Source organism: Novosphingobium resinovorum, assembly GCF_036352595.1.
In the GTDB taxonomy this organism is placed as follows: domain Bacteria; phylum Pseudomonadota; class Alphaproteobacteria; order Sphingomonadales; family Sphingomonadaceae; genus Novosphingobium; species Novosphingobium resinovorum_B.
Genome location: NZ_JAZFAX010000024.1, coordinates 61,027 through 81,035, shown reverse-complemented (window position 1 = coordinate 81,035; position 20,009 = coordinate 61,027). Strand labels below are relative to the sequence as shown.

At 68.6% G+C, this 20,009-nt stretch carries 18 protein-coding genes; 13 read left to right on the top strand and 5 right to left on the bottom strand.

Going from position 1 to position 20,009, the window contains the following annotated elements; translation table 11 throughout:
* Positions 1 to 339: 339 nt before the first annotated feature.
* The 3 genes from V2S85_RS19735 to V2S85_RS19725 all read left to right on the top strand — a co-directional run bounded on the left by V2S85_RS19735 (position 340) and on the right by V2S85_RS19725 (position 7,291).
* A complete protein-coding gene (locus V2S85_RS19735; RefSeq protein ID WP_330704527.1) occupies positions 340 to 3,708 on the top strand; it encodes a transglutaminase family protein in 3,369 nt (1,122 codons plus the stop codon).
* 174 nt (positions 3,709 to 3,882) lie between these two features.
* On the top strand, positions 3,883 to 6,399 hold the full coding sequence (locus V2S85_RS19730; protein ID WP_330704526.1) for a circularly permuted type 2 ATP-grasp protein: 2,517 nt from the start codon (positions 3,883 to 3,885) through the stop codon (positions 6,397 to 6,399).
* A gap of 10 nt (positions 6,400 to 6,409) precedes the next feature.
* On the top strand, positions 6,410 to 7,291 hold the full coding sequence (locus V2S85_RS19725; RefSeq protein ID WP_330704525.1) for a transglutaminase family protein: 882 nt from the start codon (positions 6,410 to 6,412) through the stop codon (positions 7,289 to 7,291).
* 197 nt (positions 7,292 to 7,488) lie between these two features.
* Here the strand turns inward: V2S85_RS19725 and V2S85_RS19720 are convergent, their stop codons facing one another.
* The 4 genes from V2S85_RS19720 to ccmA all read right to left on the bottom strand — a co-directional run bounded on the left by V2S85_RS19720 (position 7,489) and on the right by ccmA (position 10,268).
* Positions 7,489 to 7,935, bottom strand: coding sequence for a hypothetical protein (locus tag V2S85_RS19720; RefSeq protein WP_330704524.1), 447 nt, complete (start codon positions 7,933 to 7,935; stop codon positions 7,489 to 7,491).
* A 414-nt stretch (positions 7,936 to 8,349) separates the two neighbouring features.
* Positions 8,350 to 8,970: a carboxymuconolactone decarboxylase family protein gene (locus V2S85_RS19715; protein WP_330704523.1), complete on the bottom strand. Its 621-nt coding sequence runs from the start codon at positions 8,968 to 8,970 to the stop codon at positions 8,350 to 8,352.
* 66 nt (positions 8,971 to 9,036) lie between these two features.
* Positions 9,037 to 9,693 (bottom strand): heme exporter protein CcmB, encoded by a 657-nt coding sequence (locus tag V2S85_RS19710; RefSeq protein WP_330704522.1) that lies wholly within the window; start codon positions 9,691 to 9,693, stop codon positions 9,037 to 9,039.
* Positions 9,690 to 10,268, bottom strand: coding sequence for a heme ABC exporter ATP-binding protein CcmA (gene ccmA, locus V2S85_RS19705; protein WP_330704521.1), 579 nt, complete (start codon positions 10,266 to 10,268; stop codon positions 9,690 to 9,692). The genes V2S85_RS19710 and ccmA overlap by 4 nt, the downstream gene beginning before the upstream one ends.
* Positions 10,269 to 10,315: 47 nt before the next feature.
* Here ccmA and V2S85_RS19700 point away from each other — a divergent pair, with 47 nt between their 5' ends.
* Entirely contained in the window at positions 10,316 to 10,606 is a 291-nt protein-coding gene (locus V2S85_RS19700; RefSeq protein WP_330704520.1) for a 4a-hydroxytetrahydrobiopterin dehydratase, read from the top strand.
* 228 nt (positions 10,607 to 10,834) lie between these two features.
* Here the strand turns inward: V2S85_RS19700 and V2S85_RS19695 are convergent, their stop codons facing one another.
* Positions 10,835 to 11,452, bottom strand: coding sequence for a DNA-3-methyladenine glycosylase 2 family protein (locus tag V2S85_RS19695; protein WP_330704519.1), 618 nt, complete (start codon positions 11,450 to 11,452; stop codon positions 10,835 to 10,837).
* 108 nt (positions 11,453 to 11,560) lie between these two features.
* Here V2S85_RS19695 and V2S85_RS19690 point away from each other — a divergent pair, with 108 nt between their 5' ends.
* From V2S85_RS19690 to V2S85_RS19650, 9 genes are all read left to right on the top strand, one after another.
* A complete protein-coding gene (locus V2S85_RS19690) occupies positions 11,561 to 11,878 on the top strand; it encodes a 2Fe-2S iron-sulfur cluster-binding protein (RefSeq protein WP_330704518.1) in 318 nt (105 codons plus the stop codon).
* 179 nt (positions 11,879 to 12,057) lie between these two features.
* The gene (locus tag V2S85_RS19685; protein ID WP_330704517.1) at positions 12,058 to 13,083 is read left to right on the top strand and encodes a cysteine synthase A; all 1,026 of its coding nucleotides are present in this window, start codon (positions 12,058 to 12,060) and stop codon (positions 13,081 to 13,083) included.
* A 39-nt stretch (positions 13,084 to 13,122) separates the two neighbouring features.
* Entirely contained in the window at positions 13,123 to 13,518 is a 396-nt protein-coding gene (locus V2S85_RS19680; RefSeq protein WP_330704516.1) for a hypothetical protein, read from the top strand.
* 100 nt (positions 13,519 to 13,618) lie between these two features.
* Positions 13,619 to 14,380 carry a DUF4350 domain-containing protein gene (locus V2S85_RS19675; protein WP_330704515.1) on the top strand — a complete coding sequence of 254 codons (762 nt, stop codon included), beginning with the start codon at positions 13,619 to 13,621 and terminating at the stop codon, positions 14,378 to 14,380.
* Between the two features lie 354 nt (positions 14,381 to 14,734).
* Entirely contained in the window at positions 14,735 to 15,241 is a 507-nt protein-coding gene (locus V2S85_RS19670; protein WP_008831098.1) for a division/cell wall cluster transcriptional repressor MraZ, read from the top strand.
* On the top strand, positions 15,238 to 16,239 hold the full coding sequence (gene rsmH / locus V2S85_RS19665; RefSeq protein WP_330704514.1) for a 16S rRNA (cytosine(1402)-N(4))-methyltransferase RsmH: 1,002 nt from the start codon (positions 15,238 to 15,240) through the stop codon (positions 16,237 to 16,239). The genes V2S85_RS19670 and rsmH overlap by 4 nt, the downstream gene beginning before the upstream one ends.
* On the top strand, positions 16,236 to 16,778 hold the full coding sequence (locus V2S85_RS19660; RefSeq protein ID WP_330704513.1) for a hypothetical protein: 543 nt from the start codon (positions 16,236 to 16,238) through the stop codon (positions 16,776 to 16,778). The genes rsmH and V2S85_RS19660 overlap by 4 nt, the downstream gene beginning before the upstream one ends.
* Positions 16,775 to 18,550 carry a penicillin-binding protein 2 gene (locus tag V2S85_RS19655; RefSeq protein ID WP_330704512.1) on the top strand — a complete coding sequence of 592 codons (1,776 nt, stop codon included), beginning with the start codon at positions 16,775 to 16,777 and terminating at the stop codon, positions 18,548 to 18,550. Before V2S85_RS19660 ends, V2S85_RS19655 begins: the two co-directional genes overlap by 4 nt.
* A complete protein-coding gene (locus V2S85_RS19650) occupies positions 18,547 to 20,007 on the top strand; it encodes a UDP-N-acetylmuramoyl-L-alanyl-D-glutamate--2,6-diaminopimelate ligase (RefSeq protein ID WP_330704511.1) in 1,461 nt (486 codons plus the stop codon). Before V2S85_RS19655 ends, V2S85_RS19650 begins: the two co-directional genes overlap by 4 nt.
* The last annotated feature ends 2 nt before the right edge of the window (positions 20,008 to 20,009 follow it).

Here is a 20,009-nt window from a genome sequence, read left to right as displayed (position 1 = left end):
AGCCGAGCATGCCCGCCATCCGACAGGCCATCATTGACCGAATATCAAGACCTCCGCCAGACCAATGCCCTCATTGCGGTGGGAGCCTATCAGTCACGCATTTCAAACTTCTGCCAAAGTAGTGCTAAGGCGGAAACGGCGGCCTATGTCCGTGGGGGCTTCGACAAGCTCAGCCTGAGCGGAACTTGGGAGGTGTACTCTACCTCCGCTCACCCTGAGCCTGTCGAAGGGTCAGGCGCACCCTGTCGAAGCCCCCGGCGGTACGACGCTACGGCCGATTTACGCCCACTGTTGAACAATCGTTGCAGCGCAGCATTGAATCGCGCACACTCCGTTTCGATGATCAAGGCAGCCCTGCACCATCTCACCCGCTACCGCTATTCGCGGCGCATCCGTCTCGGCCCCCAGGTCATCCGGCTTCGCCCGGCGCCGCACAGTCGGACGGAGGTGCCCAACTACTCGCTGAAGATCAGCCCGCCCGAGCATTTCCTGAACTGGCAGCAGGACCCGCACGGCAACTGGCTGGCGCGCGTGGTGTTTCCCGATCCGGTCGATCATTTCTCGATCGAGGTCGATCTGTTGGCGGAACTGGCCGTCATCAACCCGTTCGACTTCTTCGTGGAGCCGGAGGCGGAGGAATATCCCTTCGCCTATTCGGAAGGCATGAAAGCGGATCTTTCCGCCTATTTCGAGGTTGAGGAGCAAGGCCCGCTGTTCGAGGCGCTGGTGGCCCAGCATGCCGACTACGAAGGCCGCACGGTCGATTTCCTCGTCGACATCAACAGCCGCCTGCAGCAGCGCATCGACTACGTGATCCGCATGGAGCAGGGCGTGATGACGCCCGAGGAGACGCTGAAGGTCGGCATCGGATCGTGCCGCGATTCGGCGTGGCTGCTGGTGCAGCTGCTGCGCCGCCTCGGCTTCGCGGCGCGGTTCGTGTCCGGCTATTCGATCCAGCTGGTCGCCGACGTGCTGCCCAAGGAAGGGCCGGTCGGCGTGCTGGAGGACGTCACCGATCTCCACGCCTGGGCCGAGGCCTATGTGCCCGGCGCGGGCTGGATCGCGCTCGACGCCACGTCCGGCATGTTCGCGGGCGAAGGGCACATTCCGCTTTGCGCCGCGCCGCATTACCGCTCCGCCACGCCGATCGAGGGCATGGCCGAGCCCGCCGAAGTCGATTTCGACTTCAAGATGAACGTCAGCCGCATCGCCGAAGCGGTGCGCATCACCAAGCCATTCACCGACGAGCGCTGGGACGGCCTGCTGGCGCTGGGCGACAAGGTGGACGCGGACCTCACCGCCTGGGGCGTCAACCTGACGATGGGCGGCGAGCCGACCTTCATCGCCGCCACCGACTTCGAGGCGCCGGAGTGGAACAGCGCCGCCGTCGGCCCGACCAAGGCCGCCTACGCCGACCGCCTGATCCGCCTGCTGCGCGGGAAGTTCGCGCCGGGATCGCTGCTCCACCACGGGCAGGGCAAGTGGTATCCCGGAGAGACGCTGCCGCGCTGGGGCTATTCGATCTACTGGCGCAAGGACGGGGTGCCGATCTGGCGCGACGACAGCCTGGTCGCGGGGGAGAAGCCGCTGGAGAAGGGCGGCGATCCCGATCCGGTGCCGAGCGTCGACGTGATCTCCGCCGCCAAGCTGCTGGCGGGCGCGGCCGCGGGGCTGGGGCTGGAGAGCGACTATGTCCAGCCGGTGTTCGAGGATCGCGGCGTGTGGATGCTGCGCGAGGACGAACTGCCGGTGAACGCCACGCCGATGGACCCGCATATCGAGGACGAGGAACTCGCCCGCCGCTTCCGCCGGACCTATCGGCGCGGTATCGAGAAGCCGGTGGGCTTCGTGCTGCCGGTGCAGCGCTGGAACGCCCGCGACAAGTCCGCGCCGCGCTGGAAGAGCGAATACTGGCGTGTGCGCAAGGGCGTGCTGACGGCAGTGCCCGGCGATTCCGCGATCGGGTATCGCCTGCCGCTGGGCTCGCTGCCTTACGTGGCGCCCGCCGATTTTCCGTATATCCACCCGCGCGACACCGCCGAACCGCGCCAGCCGCTCGCCGACTTCCGCCGCCAGGCGATCGAGCGCGGCAACCAGGGGCGCGAGATCGGCGCCGCGCAGCGCTTCGAGGCGGTGATGGAGCCGCGCAGCTTCGCCGAACCGGCCTCCGAACAGGACATCATCGAAGGCGCGGTGCGCACCGCGATGACGGTCGAGCCGCGCGGGGATTACCTCGCGGTGTTCATCCCCCCGGTGGAGGCGCTGGAGGACTACCTCGAACTCGTCGCCGCGATCGAGGCGGTGGCCGAGGAGCTGAAGCTGCCGGTGCGCATCGAAGGTTACGCGCCGCCGCCCGACCCGCGCCTGATGGTGCTCAAGGTCACGCCCGATCCCGGGGTCATCGAGGTCAACATCCACCCCTCGGCAAGCTGGCGCGAGACGGTGGAGATCACCGAGACGCTCTACGACTGCGCGCGCGAGATCGGGCTGACCGCCGACAAGTTCATGGTCGATGGCCGCTCGATCGGCACCGGCGGCGGCAACCATATCGTGCTGGGCGGGCCGACCTTGCTCGACAGCCCGTTCATCCGCCGCCCGGACCTGCTCAAGAGCTTCGTCACCTACTGGCAGCGGCATCCCTCGCTCAGCTACCTGTTCTCCGGCCTGTTCATCGGCCCGACGAGCCAGGCGCCGCGCATCGACGAGGCGCGGCACGATGCGCTCTACGAGCTGGAAATCGCGCTCTCGCAGGTGCCCGGTCCGCACATGCAGCAGCCCGCGCCGTGGGTGGTGGATCGCCTGTTCCGCAACCTTCTGGTGGACGTGACCGGCAACACCCACCGCACCGAGATCTGCATCGACAAGCTGTTCTCGCCCGATGGCCCGACCGGCCGCCTCGGCCTCGTCGAGTTCCGGGGCTTCGAGATGCCGCCCGAGGGCAAGATGAGCTGCGCCCAGCAGCTTCTCCTGCGCGCGCTGACGGCGTGGTTCTGGCGCGAGCCGGTGGAAGGGCCGCTGGTGCGCTGGGGCACGCAGCTCCACGACCGCTTCATGCTCGGCCATTACGTCTGGGCCGATTTCCTCGACGTGCTGGATGACCTGCGCCGTGCGGGTTACGACTTCGACCCGTCGTGGTTCGAGGCGCAGCGCATGTTCCGCTTCCCGGTCCACGGCGAGGTCGAGGGCGGCGGCGTCAACCTCCAGATCAGCCACGCGCTCGAACCGTGGAACGTGCTGGGCGAAACCGGGGCGATCGGCGGCACCGTGCGCTACGTGGACAGCTCCACCGAGCGCCTGCAGGTCAAGGCGACGGGGCTTGTCGAAGGCCGTCACGTCATCACCTGCAACGGCCGCCGCGTGCCGCTGACCAAGGTGGCGCACGGCGAAGGCGTGGGCGGCGTGCGCTACAAGGCGTGGTGGCCGTCGGAGAGCATGCATCCGATGCTGCCGCCGCATGCGCCGCTGACGTTCGACATCTACGACTTGTGGAACGGCCGCTCGCTGGGTGGCTGCGTCTATCAGGTCGCGCATCCGGGCGGGCGCAGCTACGACACGGTGCCGGTCAACGACTACGAGGCCGAGGCCCGGCGCAAGGCGCGGTTCCAGGATCACGGCCATTCGCCAGGGCCCCTGCCGGTGCCGGCGGAGGAACTGCCGGGCGAATTTTCCTACACTCTCGACCTCAGGCGGCCCGCGCGGCTAATGTAGGCGCATGTTCGAGGGGTTTTCCGGCCAGATCGCGATGAAGGGGGCAGGCACGCCTGCGTCTACCGCACTTTGTCACCCTGAACGTGTTTCAGGGCCCATTTTGCGGTTCGTGCCGGAGCCTTGTGTCACAGTGCCGCGCTCGCGGTTTGCCGGTCACATCGCCGGGAGGCGATCGTGGTGACCCGTCCTGCTTCCGGCCCCGACACCGCCCCCGCCGCCAGCTGGCTCGACGGCTATGCCGCGCGGGCTTCGCGCGGGGATCTCTTCGGCGATGCCGACCGGCCCGTCGCGCAAGTATGGCGCAAGGTCGCCGCCGGGCTTTCCGCCGCGACCGACGGCGATCCCGCCGCGCTGCAGGATGCCACCGCGCGCCATGCCGCAGACCTCGGCCTCGCCTTCCGCCTGACCGGCGACGAGGACGAGCGCGCCTGGCCGCTGGGGGCGATGCCGCTGATCGTCGGCGCCCAGGAATGGGCACAGGTCGAGCGCGGGTTGATCCAGCGCGCCGAACTGATGGAGGCGATCGCCGCCGACATCTACGGCGAGCAGAAGCTGGTGGCCGATGGCCATCTCCCGGCGGCCGTGGTCGCGGGCAGCCCGTTTTTCGCGCGCCGGATGATCGGCCGCACGCCGCAGGGGAGTGGCGGGGCAGGGGGGCGCTTCCTCCACGTCTACGCCGCCGACCTCGCGCGCGGGCCCCGGGGGCAATGGCGCGTGCTGCAGGACCGGGTGCGCGTGGCTGGGGGGATCGGCTACGCGCTGGAGAATCGCCTCGCGATGTCGCGCGCGATCGGCAACCTGCTGGCCGATGCCCACGCGCGGCGCCTGTCGGAATTCTTCTCGCGCATGGTGGAGGGCATGGCCGCCGCGTGTCGCCGGGAGAATCCGCGCATCGCGCTGATGACGCCGGGGCACTTCAACCAGACTTATGCCGAGCAGGCCCACATCGCCCGCTACCTCGGCCTGCCGCTGGTCGAGGGGCGCGACCTGACGGTGCTCGACGAGAAGCTCTACGTCGGCACCATCGCCGGGCCCAAGCGCGTCGACGCGGTGTGGCGCTGGATCGACACCACCGCGCTCGATCCGCTGTCGTTCGATGCCAAGTCGCAGTTGGGCGTGCCGGGCCTGTTCGACGCCTGGGCCGGCGGCGGGGTGGAGATGGTCAACTGGCCGGGCGTCGAGGTGCTCGAATCGGCCGCCTTCGCCGCGTTCATGCCGCGCCTGTGCCGTACCCTGCTGGGCGAGGCGCCGATCCTGCCCAATGTCGCGACATGGTGGTGCGGGCAGGCGGTGGAAAGCTCCACCGTCGCCGCGCGGCTGGAGGAACTGGCGCTGCTGCCCGCCTTCGGACAGCCGGTGGACGGGCTGGAGAGCCGCAATCCGGTGGCCGGGTCCAGCCTCGATGCGAAGCGGCGGGCGGCGCTGATCGACGCGCTGTGGCGGCGGCCGATGGACTATTGCGGGCAGGAGATCGTCCACCTTTCGACCACGCCGGCGATCATCGACGGGCAAGTGGTGCCGCGCCCCTTCACCGTGCGCGCCTTCGTGGCGCGGACGGCCGACGGGGGGTGGACGGTGATGCCCGGCGGCTTCGCGCGCCTGTCTTCCGGCACCGCGCTGCCGACCTCGCTGATGGGCGACGGCGATCTTTCGGCCGACTTGTGGGTGGTGGACGAGAAAGCCGCCGCGCCGCATCTGGGCAGCCGGGTGGCGGGAGAGCCGGCGATCTCGCGCGGGGGCGGCATCCTCGCCAGCCAGGCGGCGGACAACCTGTTCTGGTTCGGCCGCTACAACGAGCGGGCCGAGGCGATGGTGCGAGTGGTCCGTGCGCTGCTGGCCAATCCCGGCGACAGCGACGGCAATATCGATCACGCCGAGGGGGAAGGCGGCTCCGCCCTGCCGCGCCTGGCCGCGCTGCTGGTGGAGGGCGGCACGATCGACGCCGCCACCGCGAAGCTGCCACTCGCCGCGATCTGCGCGCGGGCGCTCACCGAGACGCGGCTGCCGGGCGGCATCGCCGCGCTGATGCGTCGCCGCCAGCAGGTAGGCATGACCTTGCGTGAGCGGCTGGCGCGCGATTTCTGGCGGATCGTCAGCCGGCCGATGCCCTCGATCAAGGTCGATCGTCCGCAGTCGATGCTGTCGAGCGCGCGCTGGCTGACCGAGCATTTCAGCGCGCTGGCCGGGTTGATCTCGGAAAACATGGTGCGCTCGGCCGCCTGGCGCTTCCTCGAGATCGGGCAGCGGCTGGAGCGGGCGCAAGGCATCTGCCGCACCGCGCGCGCGCTGACGCAGGAGGGCGACGTCATCGCGCTCGGGCTGCTGCTCGACTTGTGCGACAGCCAGATCATCTACCGCAGCCGCTACCTGACGCGGCCCTCGGCCAATGCGGTGCGCGACCTGGTGCTGCTCGATCCGGACAATCCGCGCGCGCTGGTGTTCCAAGTGGCGCAGATCGTCACGCACCTTTCGGCGCTGCCCAGCGCGCGCGAGGACAATATCCCCGAGCCCCCCTTGCGCGCCGCCCGCGCGCTGCTGGGCGAATTGCAGGCGGCGCTGGCGCCGGACATGACGCCCGAGCGGCTGGAGGCGATCGAGGGGCAGCTGCTGGCGCTCTCCGACGCGATCTCGCTGCGCTACTTCCTGCAGCTCGACAACGAGGATGCCGAGCGGAGGACGACGCTGCTATGAGATATGGGCCATGAGGTATTCGGTCAGCCATATCACCACGCTCAAGTACGCCGACGCGGTGAGCATGGCGCAGTTCAACGTGCGCCTGAAGCCCGCCGCGTGGAACGGGCAAGTGGTGAGCGACTATCGCCTGACGCTCGACCCGGCGCCGGCGCAAGTGGTCGAGGGGCAGGGCGGCTACCACGTCCACGAGGCCCGTTTCGCGCTGCGCGAGGCGACGTCGCAAGTGCAGATCGAGAGCCGCTTCACCGTCGAGGTCGAACCGCTGCCGTTCTTCGTCGAGGATGCCGCCGGGCCGGGTCTCGCCGAACTGCGCGAGCGGGCGATGAAGAAGCCCGATCTCTCGGACCTTGCGCCGGCCAGCTACATCTTCGCCTCGCCGATCGCCCAGCCCCAGCGCGAGATCGCGCAGTGGGCGGCCTCGTTCCTCGACGAGGCGATGCCGGTGATGGAGGCGGGCCGCGCGCTGATGTCGGCGATCCACGAAGAATTCACCTACGACGCCGACGCGACCGAGACCGACACCCCGCCGATCGAGGCGTTCAACCGCCGCCACGGGGTGTGCCAGGACTTCAGCCACGTCATGATAATCGCCGCGCGGGCGCACGGCATCCCGGCGGCTTACGTCAGCGGCTACCTGCGCACCCTGCCGCCGCCGGGCAAGGAGCGGCTGGTCGGCGCCGACGCCATGCATGCCTGGGTCAACTTGTGGTGCGGCGAGGAGCTGGGCTGGGTCGGCTTCGATCCCACCAACGACAAGCTGGCCGATACCGACCACATCTTCCTCGGCATGGGCCGCGACTACTCCGACGTGGCGCCGCTCGACGGGCGGTTCCGGGGGGCGGGAAGCCAGGCGATGTACTTCTCGGTGGACGTCGCGCCGCTGGATTGAGGCGGCGGGCTCAGGATGACCCTTCGACGGGCTCAGGATGAAGCGGGGGCAGAGTGACCTCCATTCCCGTTCAGGCTGAGCCTGTCGAAGCCCCGGCGCGCAGGGCCAGAGGCCGATTCGCGCAAGAGTGAAGCCGGACCGCGTCAGCGCCTATCTAGCGCGTCCCGACTTCACTCTTGCGCGAACGCCCGTGAAGGTCAGTGCATGCGGCCGGGGTTGGCGACCGGCTCGCCCGGAAATATCCCCGCGACGGCGAGCGCCGCGCCGATCTTCGACAGCGTGTCGAGCATGTCGCCCACGCTTTCCTCGGTCACCACGAGGTCCAGCGTCTCGCGCGTGGCGCTCGGCCCGCGGTCGCGCAGCGAGGTGATGAGTTCGAGGATCACCGCCTCGTGCTCGGACACATGGCTGCAGCCCATCGGGCAGAACGCCAGGGTATCGAGCGCATCGCGGTTGAGCAGCACCATCGCGCGGTGGAAGGGCTGCAGCCCCCCGATCATGCGCCAGCGCGCGAAAGCCGGGGCCAGGAGCTGCGCCGGGCAGCGCTTGTGCCCGATCGCGGTGACCCAGGCCCGCATGGACCAGACGAGGAACCGGCAACCCTCGTCGAGGCTGCTGAGAGGGCGGTCGACGTACTTGTACATGGCGGGTCTCCTTTTAGGGCTTGCACATGCGAATGATTATCATTAGCTACTGTTACGCGGCTTGCTCCTCTCGTCAAGCCTGCACCAAGCCCGGAGAAACGCTTGTCATGGGGCGTTTCTCCCATCCTGTGACCTTGGCCGGGGCGGCTCCTTGCCTTGCCCGCCCCGGCCGTCTTTTTCCAAGGTCATGGAGACGGCGAAACCCACAGATTTCCGCCGATCTGCCGGCCGGTTGCGAAGATGCACGGCGAAGCGGGCGGCAAATCGCGCACAGGCTATGCCCGGGCCGTCCCGCATTTATCCACAGTAGTACCCACAGTCCGGCGTGGCCCGAAAAAGCGAATCACACGCCGCGAATCATTTCGGCCGAATCACTCCGGCCGAATCAGGGGCGCCGAATCACGTTCACGCGAATCACCGGTAGTCGAAGCCGCCCTTGGGCTGGATCTTGAGCGAGTTCTGCTGCAGCGCCGTCATCAGGTAGGAGCCGACCAGCATCGGGAATTCGAGCATCTGCTTCTCGTCCCAGGTCCGTGCCAGGCTGTCCCATGTCGCATCGCTCAGGCAGTGGTCGGCGAGAAGTTCCTCCACCCCGCGCAGGACCGCCGCCTCATGCGCGCTCCAGCCGGCGGCCGAGGAACCGGCGATCACGCGCTCGATCTCCTCGCCCGTAACCCCGAAGGCCTTGCCGATGTCGACGTGCTCGCTCCATTCGAACGGCGCGCGGGTGAGCCAGGCGATGCGCAGCACCGCCAGTTCCCGGTCGCGGGCGGGGATGAGGCCCTTGGCCAGTTCGATGCCCAGCACCATCTGCCCCTTGAACATGCCCGGATGGCGCAAGGTGATGAGGCTGACGTCGGGGAAGGGGCGGCTGTCCGGGATCGAGAAGGCGGCGCGGATCACCTGGACCTGCTCCATGCCCTCCGGGCCGACGTCTTCCAGCCGCAGCGGGGCGTAGCGCGGGCCGTTCGCCACCGTCTGGGCCATGCGGGCGGCGGCGTCGAAGTCGTAGGGGCCGGTGATCGGTTCGGGCATTGCGGATCCTCGAAAAGCCCCACTATGCGCGGGGCCCGGTAGAGCGCCAACCGCTGCGGCGATACCCTAACCCCGCGCCGCGCGCACCGCCGCGCCGCCCGCGAACGGGGCGATGGCGAGGAGGACGAGGCTGGCCGCCGCCGTCAGCGCCAGGCCGCTCGTCCCGCCGGTGCCCAGGCTGCCGGCGCCGAAGATCAGCACCGGCACCGCCATCGGGATGACCAGCAGCCCGCCCAGCGCCGCGCCGCCGCGCAGGCCGGCGGTGAGCGCCGCCACCGTCACGCCCAGCGCCGCCAGCCCCGGCGTGCCCGCTAGCAGGCCGATCTCGACGATCCGCAGCGCCCGCCCGTCCAGCCCCAGCAGCGCGGCGGCGGGGAGGGCGGCGAGCATCAGCGGCGGCCCGAAGCTGATCCAGTGCGCCAGCACCCGCACCGCGATCACCAGTTCCTCCGAGATGCCGCGCAGCGCCCATTGGTCGAACAGGCCCTGTTCGATGTCGGGCTCCACCAGCCGGTCGAGCGGCAGGATCGCGGCGAGCAGCGCGGCGACCCAGATCACCCCGCCGCCGGTCTTCGCCAGCAGCGGCGCGTCGGGCCCCACTGCGAAGGGATAGAGCATCGCCACGCACAGGAAGAACAGCACCGGCAGCAGCGCGCCGCCGCCGCGCCCGCCCAGCAGGAGACGCGCGAGGTCGCGGCGCAGGAGGGCGATGGCGCGGCTCACGCGGCATGCTCCGCCAGGGCGAGGGTGGCGAGCGCGGGCAGGCGGAACGGCTGGTGCGAGGCGATCACGGCGATGCCGCCAGCCGCGCAGTGTTCGGCGGTGAGCGCCTCGGCCAGCGCCGCCGCGTGGCCGTCGAGCCCGTTGAGCGGCTCGTCGAGCAGCCAGACCGGGGCCCGCTGCCCCAGCAGCCGGGCCAGCGCCGCGCGCTTCTTCTGCCCGGTCGACAGATAGCGCACCGGTACGTCGAGCAGCCCGGCCAGGCCCAGGCGCTGCAACTGCATGTCGCCCGCGCCGTCCAGCGCATCCCAGAACGCCAGCGCCCGGCCCAGCGGCAGCGCCGGATCGAGCGCGGGCCGCTCGTCGAGCAGGCCGACGCCGCCTGCCACCGCGACCGTGCCCGCGAAGGCCGGGGCGAGGCCGGCGACGATGCGCAGCAGGCTCGACTTGCCGATGCCATTGGTGCCCACCACCTGCAGCGCCGCCCCCGCCGCGAGCGCGAACGAGAGCCCGGCGAACAGCACCCTGTCGCCGCGTCGGCACGCGAGATCGGTTACGGTGATCGAGGGCGCTTGCATGGGCTGGAGCCTTAGGGGAAACGCTGGGGACTGCCAAGGAGACCGAAATGGCCATATCTCGCCTGACCGACGCCGAGCGCGACACCCTGCTCGCCGAACTGCCGCGCTGGAACCTGCGGGCGGACGGCCTCGCCATCGAGACGGAACTGAAGTTCGCCGACTTCAATGCGGCGTTCGGGTTCATGACCCGCGTGGCGCTCCAAGCCGAAAAGGCGGATCATCACCCGGAATGGTTCAACGTCTACGGCACCGTGCGGATCACGCTGACCACGCACGACGCGGGCGGGCTCAGCGCGCGCGACGCGGCCATGGCGCGGTTCATCGAGAGGCTGGTTTAGGCGGCATCCTCTCCGGAACGGGGAGTATCGGGCTTCGCTCGATGCGCACTGCTCAAAGGCCGCTTTCCTACAGCGTTCCCGTCGCGATACCGTCGCCCGATGGCCCGCCCTCGCATCCTTCTTCCGTGCAGCGCCCGCATGACAGACGGCTGCAAGGTGACACCTTTCTCTCTGCCTGGACCGTGTAAACCGTGTAAACCTGTCACCTTGCGGCAGGGCCGGCAGGGTTCACAGCGCCGGGTTGTTGTAGCAGTGCCAGGTGAAGATCGCCGCCGCGCCCCGGTGCGGGCGCCAGTCTTCGGCCAGTTCGCGGGTCAGCTTCTCGCTCGGACGTTCCTCCAGGCCCAGCAGCTTGCCCAGGCCCACCTGCACCGCAAGGTCGCCCGCGGGCCAGATGTCGGGGCGGCCTTCGGCGAACAGCAGGTAGATTTCCGCCGACCAGCGGCCGATGCCCTTGATCCGCACCAGCTGCGCGATGGCTTCCTCGTCGTCGGCGGGCAGGGCGTCCAGGTCGAGGCTGCCGGCCACCACCAGTTCGCACAGCGAGCGTGCATAGCCCTGCTTCTGGCGCGACAGGCCGCAGCCGCGCAGGGCGTCGAACTCGGCGGCGAGCAGGGCTTCGGGGGCGATGGTGTCGCCCAGCAGCGCCTCCAGCTTGGCCCAGACCGAAGCGGCGGCGGCCACGCTCACCTGCTGGCCGACGATGGTGCGCAGCAGCGTGGCATAGCCGGTGGCGCGGATGCGCGGCTCCGGATAGCCCGCCCGTTCGATCGCACGCCCGATCGCCGGCTCTTTCCGGGCGATCGTGTCGAGGCCAAGGCGAAGTTCGTCTGCGGTCAAACCCATGAATTCGGCTACCTTGCAAAAGGGGGTTGCAGCCTTTAGCAGCCTGCGGCAAGTGCGCATACAAAGACAAATACGATACAGGGTGTATCATAAGGGGAATCGAGAGCCATGCCGCAGATCATCGTCGTCAATCAGTCGGGTGAAGAGAAGACCGTGGATGCGCCCGAGGGCCGCACCCTGATGGAAGTGATCCGCGACGAAGGTTTCGACGAACTGCTGGCGCTGTGCGGCGGCTGCTGCTCGTGCGCGACCTGCCATGTCTTCGTCGACCCTGCCTTCGCCGACAAGCTGCCCGCGATGAGCGAGGACGAGAACGACCTGCTCGACAGTTCGGACCACCGCAACGAGACCTCGCGCCTGTCGTGCCAGGTGCCGGTGACCGCCGACCTCGAAGGCCTGAAGGTCACGATCGCGCCGGAAGACTGACGTTTTTCCGCGCTTGCGCGCGGATGCGGCACCGGCCCTCACCCCCACCCGGCCTCCCACTAGCGTATCCTGATGGGAGGCCGGGTGGGGGTGAGGGCCGGTGCCGCAGCTTTCGACGGATGTCGAAAGCGCACCGAAACAGATTGCACCTCGCCTCCGGGCTTCCTAACTGTCGCGCCATGACCGCGACTTTGGCCACTGCCCCGCAACCCCGTGCTTCCACGCTCGACCTGATCGGCAATACTCCGCTGGTGCTCCTGGAGGGGCCGAGCGAGGCCGCCGGGTGCGAAATCTGGGGCAAGTGCGAATTCGCCAACCCCGGCGCCTCGGTGAAAGACCGCGCGGCGCTGTGGATCGTGCGCGACGCCGAGGAAAAGGGCCTGCTCGAGCCCGGCGGCACGATCGTCGAAGGCACGGCGGGCAACACCGGCATCGGCCTTGCGCTCGTCGCCAATGCGCTGGGCTACAAGACCGTCATCGTCATGCCCGAGACGCAGTCGCGCGAGAAGATGGACACGCTGCGCGCGCTCGGCGCCGAACTGGTGCTGGTGCCTGCCGCGCCGTTCTCGAACCCGGGGCACTTCGTCCATACCTCGCGGCGTCTGGCCGAGGAGACCGAAGGCGCGATCTGGGCCAACCAGTTCGACAACATCGCCAACCGCAAGGCCCACATCGAATCGACCGCGCCCGAAATCTGGGAACAGATGGGCGGCCGCATCGACGGCTTCACTTGTGCGGCAGGCACCGGCGGCACCATCGCCGGGACCGGCATGGGCCTGAAGGCCTTCGACGAGAACATCGTCGTCGCCCTGACCGACCCGCACGGCGCCGCGCTCTACAACTACTACGCCAACGGTGAACTCAAGGCCGAGGGCAACTCCGTCGCCGAGGGCATCGGGCAGGGGCGCATCACCGCCAACCTCGAAGGCGCGCCGATCGACACCCAGTTCCGCATCTCGGACGAAGATGGCCTCGAATGGGTCCGCCGCCTGCTGAGCGAGGAAGGGCTGTGCCTCGGCCTCTCGTCCGGCATCAACGTGGCGGGCGCGGTCGCGCTCGGCCGCAAGCTGGTCGAGGAAGGCCGCGAGGACCCGCGCGTCGCGACGATCCTGTGCGACACCGGCTTCCGCTATCTGTCCTCGCTCTACAATGCCGAGTGGCTGGAATCGAAAAGCCTGCCGGTCTTCCCTTGGCTGGCGAGGTGATGTAAACCCGCCACAGATGGCAGGAAAACGTCCGCCCTTATGATCGAGTCGCACTCCATTCTGGAACCATTGCAGACCGCCCAGCACTACGTGCCGCCGTCCTCGCGGGAACTGCGGTCGCAGGCGGTCTATCGCCTGCAGATCGGGCTGTTCGGGCTATGCGCGATGCTGCTGATCGTCGGCCTCGCCAACGTCATTCGCGACCGCATGCGGCTGACCGATTCGATCGATCCGATCCAGGACGTCGTCGCGGTGGACGCCAAGCCGACCAAGACGGCCAGCGATCCGCTCGCCGACATCGGCGTCGTCCCCGCCGCCGATCCCAGCCCGACGCCGACGCCCACCCAGAATCCGGCCCAGAATCCCGGCGCATCCACGTCGCCCACGCCGGGCATGGAGATGACCGGTGATCCCTCGGCGCCGACGACGCCCTGATTCCCTTCTTCCGTCATTGCGAGCGCAGCGAAGCAATCCAGCGCGGTTTACGCGGCCCTGGATTGCTTCGCTGCGCTCGCAATGACGAGAGGGGAATGGGATGAAGGGCTGGCCTGCAGCCTTCCTAGTTGCGGGGCTTCTGCTCGCCGCATGCGGGCAGGGCGCTGCGCCCCGGCCGCCGGGCGGCGAGGTGATCGGCCTCTACTCCAGCCTGCCGATCGCCTGGAACGAGAGCGCGGATATCAAGGGCCTGCTCGCCGATGACGGCGCGCCACACTGGGCGCTGGAGGCCTTGCGCGCGCAAGGCCGCGTCGTTCCGCTCGACACCCTCGCCGATGCGCGAGGTGCGCTCCCGCTGCCGGAGGACGGTCTGCTGGTCCTCGCCCAGCCGCGCCCGCTGACGGCGCAGGAGAACGTCGCGCTCGACGCCTGGGTGCGCGGGGGAGGGCGCGTGCTGCTGTTCGTGGACCCGATGCTTACCGGGCATTCGCTGTTCGCCCCCGGCGATCCCCGGCGGCCGCAGGATATCGCGATGCTCTCGCCGATTCTGGCGCGCTGGGGGCTGGAACTGGAATTCGATGAAGGCCAGCCTGCCGGAAAGCGGCTGGAGGGCAGTATCCCTGTGAACCTGCCCGGCCGGTTCCGTGTCTTGGGGAAATCCGGGGGCGCCTCGGGGAAAGCCGGGGATGTGGTCGCCAGGTGCCGAATCGAGGCGCGGGGATTGCTTGCCGACTGTGCCTCGGGGAAGGGGCGCGTTCTGGCCATGGCGGATGCGGCGGTGCTCGAAAATCCTGATGACTCCGAGGATTTGCGCCGAAGCCAGGCCGTTCTGGCCGATTTTCTGCGTCGTCTCGCGAGATAGCATCTCGCCGGGAAGACCGGGGATGAACTCTCTGAAACCGGGGATGGCGCGGGATCAGCGCGGGAAAGATCGAATCTTTCTGATTCTCAACGATATTGTGCGATACCTCACTCTCGGGATTCACGGAACGTTCCGCCACGGTTCGCCGCAACTCCCACATTTCGGCGCAAAAGTGGCCGTTCATCCCCATATTTCCCTTTAATCCCCGACATTCCCGATATAGAACCACTGTCAATCGGAAAGGCTGATTCCTGCCGTGCCCGTCTCGGGTCACGGAAACCGGCGCGCATGCGTCGCCGGGCGAGGGGGTCTTCATGTTCCGGGACGGCAACTTAGGGGCGATTTCGGACAGTCATGGCGGGGCAGCCATACATCTACAGCGGACCGGGCTTCTCGCTTCTGCGCGACAAGAACCGCTTCGTGCTGCCCAAGGAGCTTCGCTCTCCCGTACGGGATTCGAGCGGCAAGGACGTCCTGTGCCTTGCCAAGCACGCCGACTGGAAGTGCCTCGTCGGTTTCGGCCTCTCCCGCGTCGAGGATTTCGAAACCCAGCTCGATGCCGAGCAGGTGCGTGCAGATACCGCCGGCAAGCCCTTCAATCGCGATAGCCGCGCGATGCAGCTCTACAACTTCCAGCAGGTGCCCTTCGACGGCAGCGGCCGCTTCACCATGCCCGAGGCGCTCGCCGGTCTCGCCGCCGTGGGGGAGCAGTTGTTCTTCCAGGGCATCGGCCGCACCGGCATCCTGATCTGGAACCCCGACGAACTCTACAAGCACGCCGAAGACCCCGCGTTCGAGGCCGCCATCGCCACCTGCCGCTCGCTGCAGGAAGCCGAAATCGCAAAGGCCAAGAAGTCGTGAGTGCCCCCGGTATCCCCCATATCCCCGTGCTCCTTGAGGAGGTGGTCGCCGCCCTGAACCCCCGGGGCGGCGACCTCATCGTCGATGCGACGCTGGGTGCCGGCGGCTATACCCGCCGCCTGCTCGACGAGGGCGCGACGGTGCATGCCTTCGACCGCGATCCCGATGCGATCGCCGCTGTGCAAAACAATCCGGGGAAATGGCCCGAACTCGCCAGCAATCCGCCGCGCCTCGTGTTGCACGCCCGCCGCTTCTCCGAAATGGTCGAAGGCCTTGGAGATGTGGGGGTCGACAAGGTTGACGGCGTGGTGATGGACATCGGCGTGTCCTCGATGCAGCTCGATCAGGCGGGGCGCGGGTTCGCGTTCGGTTCCGACGGCCCGCTCGACATGCGCATGAGCCAGGACGGCATGTCCGCCGCCGACTTCGTCAACGAAGCGGACGAGGCGCAGATCGCCGACGTGCTCTATCTCTACGGTGAGGAGCGCCAGTCGCGCCGCCTCGCCCGCGCCATCGTCGCTGCGCGGCCGCTGGAGACCACCGGCGACCTTGCCCGCGTGGTGCGCAAGGCACTGGGCTACAATCCCGCCTACAAGGGCAGCAATGCGCCCAAGGACCCGGCGATCCGCACCTTCCAGGCGATCCGCATCCACGTGAACGGCGAACTGGACGAACTGGACGCGGCGCTGGAGGCTTCCGAGACGCTGCTGCAGGGCGGCGGGCGGCTGGCGGTGGTGACGTTCCACAGCCTCGAGGACCGCAAGGTGAAGCGCTTCCTGCGCGATGCCAGCAGCGCCGGTCAGTCCACCTCGCGCCATCTGCCGCAGACGGCCACTGCGCCCGCGCCTTTCGAGAAGGTGTCCAAGGGCGTGCGTCCCGGTGAGGCCGAGCTGGAAGTGAACCCGCGCTCGCGCTCGGCAACCCTGCGCAGCGCAGTTCGTACCAATACCCCCCCAAGAGAGCCTTATGGCACCCCCGGCCGAAGGAAAGTCGCATGAACCTTACCAGTGATCGGATCCGATCGATCGGCTGGGTCTCGGTCCTCGTTGTCTGTTTTGCGGGCACCGTGGGCCTGACGCTGCGCGTGAATGCGGTGAAGAGCCAGGTCCACGATACCGACAAGAAGATCGTCTGGGTCAAGCGCGACATCGACTTCCTCCAGACCGAGTTCCAGACCCGCTCCAACCAGCAGGCGCTGCGCGACCTCAACGATCTGGAGTTCGGCTACAAGGCGCCCACCGCCGGCCAGTACATCGAGGGCGAGCGCCAGCTGGCCGCGCTCGGCGTGCCCGCTGGCCCGGGCGCGCCCGCGCCGATCCGCTACGCCAATGCCGAAGTGCAGGGCGATGGCTCGAAGGGTGAGGGCGGCTCGCTGCTCGCTATGGTTTCGCCGGTCGCGGGGGCGACGGCGGCTGCGATCACCGACAAGCCGAAGTCGGAAACCCGCGACCCGGAGCGCGAGGCGATCGCGCGTGACGCCGCCGCGCTCGGCAAGCGCCTGGCCCGCATCGAAGTGGCGGAGGCTGCCCAGCAGTGAACGCCCCGGCGTTTCCCCTCGGGACGATCCCCACCACCGTCTCGGTCGGCCGCCGCCGTCTGGTGAACGTGCGCCAGCGCTCGCTGCTCACGGCGAAGGCGCGCATGCTGTGGATCCTGGCCGTCTTCATGCTGGTGACGGTGCTGGCGATCTTCCGCATCGTCTATCTCGGCTTCACCGGGGTCGGCCCGCGTCAGGGCGATCTGGCCGACATGCTGATCCCCGCGCGCGGCGACATCGTCGACCGCAACGGCGTACCGCTGGCGCGCGACTTCCGCGTCTATTCGCTCTGGTACAACCCCAAGGCGATGACCGAGGGCTCGGCGCTGATCCACTCGCCGGAAGAGGTGACCGCGGGCCTGCTGCGCATCTTCCCCGATCTCGACCGCGACGAAATCCTCGCCAAGCTGCGCGCAGGCAAGCCTGCGTACCTCCGCAAGTCGCTGCTGCCCGAGGACGCGAACAAGGTCCACGCGCTGGGCGAACCGGCGCTGGAATTCCCGCTGGAGGCGACGCGCTTCTACCCGCAAGGGTCGATGGCGGCGCACGTGCTCGGCTATGTCGACAGCTACGGCAAGGGCAAGGTCGGCATGGAGGAGGCCTTCAACGACCAGCTCATCAGCCCCGAAGGCCGCACCGGCCACGCGACGCTGTCGATCGACTTCCGCGTCCAGAGCGCGCTCGAGGACGAACTGGCGCGCGCGATGCAGCTCAGCGCCGCCAAGGGCGCGGCGGGCGTCGTGCTCGACGTGGACAGCGGCGAGATCCTCGCGCTGGCCTCGCTGCCCTCGTTTGATCCGAACCACGTGAAGCCGACCGACATGGTGATTTCCGCCGAGGAAGCCCGCAACGGTGACGTGCCGCACGGCTTCAACCGCGTGACCAACCAGGTCTACGAACTGGGCTCCACCTTCAAGCCGATCACCGTCGCCGCCGCGCTCGACGCGGGCGTGGTGACCGACCTTGGCAAGCAATGGCCCGCGACGCCGCTGCATGTCGGCCGCTTCACCATCCACGACCTGCACAACTACGGCGCCTCGCTGAACGTGCCGGAGACGCTGATCCATTCGTCCAACACCGTCACCGCGCGCATCGCCGACGAACTGGGCGGCGTGCGGCTCAAGAAGACGATGGAGGCACTGGGCATGAACCAGCGGCCTTACGTAGAACTGCCCGCGAAGGGCTTCCCGATCTGGCCGCGCGGTGAGTGGCCGCGCCTGCGCACGATGACGGTCGCTTACGGCCACGGCATCGCGGTGACGCCGCTGCATCTGGCCTCGGCTTATGCGGCGCTGGTCAACGGCGGCATCTGGCGTCCGGCCACGCTCAAGAAGCTGGCCCCTGCCGACGTGCCCGCCGGTCGCCGCGTGTTCACTGCCGCCACCAGCGCCCGCGTGCGCCAGCTGCTGCGCATGATCGTGCAGTACGGCACCGGCCGCAAGGCGGACGCCCCCGGCTTCCGCGTCGGCGGCAAGACCGGTTCGGCCGAAAAGCCGGGCGTGGGCGGCTATCGCCACCACTCGCTGATCGCGACGTTCGCCGCCGCCTTCCCGATGGACAAGCCGCGCTACGTCGTCATCGCCATGATGGACGAGCCGCAGGGCACCGCCGCCACCTCGTACCAGCGCACCGCCGCCTGGAACGCCGCTCCGGTGATCCAGCGCGTGGTGCCGCGCATCGGGCCTTTGCTGGGTGTCATGCCCGACGAAACCCGCGACATCGATACTACCGATCTGCGGCCTCTGGTGCCGCAGGGGAGCGACGGAGAATGAAGCTTTCGGCCCTTTGTGCTGCTGCCGGACTGCCTGCGATTGACGGTGATGCAAACGTCACCGGCTTCGCGATCGACAGCCGCAAGGTCGCGCCGGGCACCGTGTTCGGCGCATTTCGCGGCACCAAGTTCAATGGCGAGGACTTCATCGCCGCCGCCGTCAAGGCGGGCGCGCTGGCGATCGTCGCGCATCCCGATGCGGTGGTCGAAGGCGCGATCCATTTCGCTGCCGAGGAACCGCGCCGCCTCTTCGCGCAACTGGCCGCGCCGTTCTTCGCGCCGGTGCCCGAGACGCTGGTGGCGGTGACCGGCACCAACGGCAAGACCTCCACCGTCGAGCTGACCCGCCAGCTCTGGCGCATGGCGGGCGAACGGGCCGCCTCGATCGGCACGCTGGGCGTGACGACAGGGGACGAAACCGTCTCCACCGGCCTGACCACGCCTGACATCGCGACTTTCCTCGCCAACCTCTCTGGTCTGGCGCGCGAGGGCGTCACGCATGTCGCTTACGAAGCGTCGAGCCACGGGTTGTCGCAGTTCCGCATCGAAGGGCCGCGCGTGATGGCGGGCGCCTTCACCAACCTCAGTCGCGATCACCTCGATTATCACGCGACGATGGACGAGTACTTCGCCGCGAAGATGCGTCTGTTCGACGAAGTCGTGGTTGACGGCGGCACGGCGGTCGTCTGGGCCGACGACGTGTGGTCAGACAAGGCGATCGAGCATGCGAAGGCGCGCGGCCTCACGCTATTCACCGTGGGCGAGAAGGGTGAGGCAATCCGCCTCGTCAAGCGCACGCCCACGAGCCTCGGCCAGACGCTGGAGATCGAATTTGAGGGCAAGGCGCGCAAGATCGACCTGCCGCTGATCGGCGCCTATCAGGCGGCGAACTCGCTGGTCGCAGCCGGTCTGGTGATCGCCAGCGGCGGCGACGCGGACGCGACGTTCGACGCGATGAAGCGCCTCGTCACCGTGCGTGGCCGGATCGAGCGGGCGGGTCTCAACACGAACGGCGCGCCGATCTACGTCGATTACGCGCATACGCCGGACGCTTTAAAAGCCGCCATCGCGGCGCTGCGGCCGCATGTGACGGGCAGGCTCATAGCCGTGTTCGGCGCGGGCGGCGACCGGGATCAGGGCAAGCGCCCGGAAATGGGCAAAGTGGCGAGCGCGGGGGCGGACCTCGCCATCGTCACCGACGACAATCCGCGCGGGGAAGACCCGGCGACCATCCGGGCGATGATCCTCGCCGGGATGGCTGAGGGTGCGAGGGAAGTGGGCGACAGGCGCGAGGCGATTCGTCTTGCCGTCGCCGAGGCCGGTGCGGGGGACGTCGTCCTCATCGCCGGCAAGGGGCACGAACAGGGGCAGATCATCGGCAGCGGCGACAATGTGCGCGTCCTGCCATTCGACGACGTCACCGTGGCCAGGGAAATGGCCGGTTCACTGGGAAGGTAGGA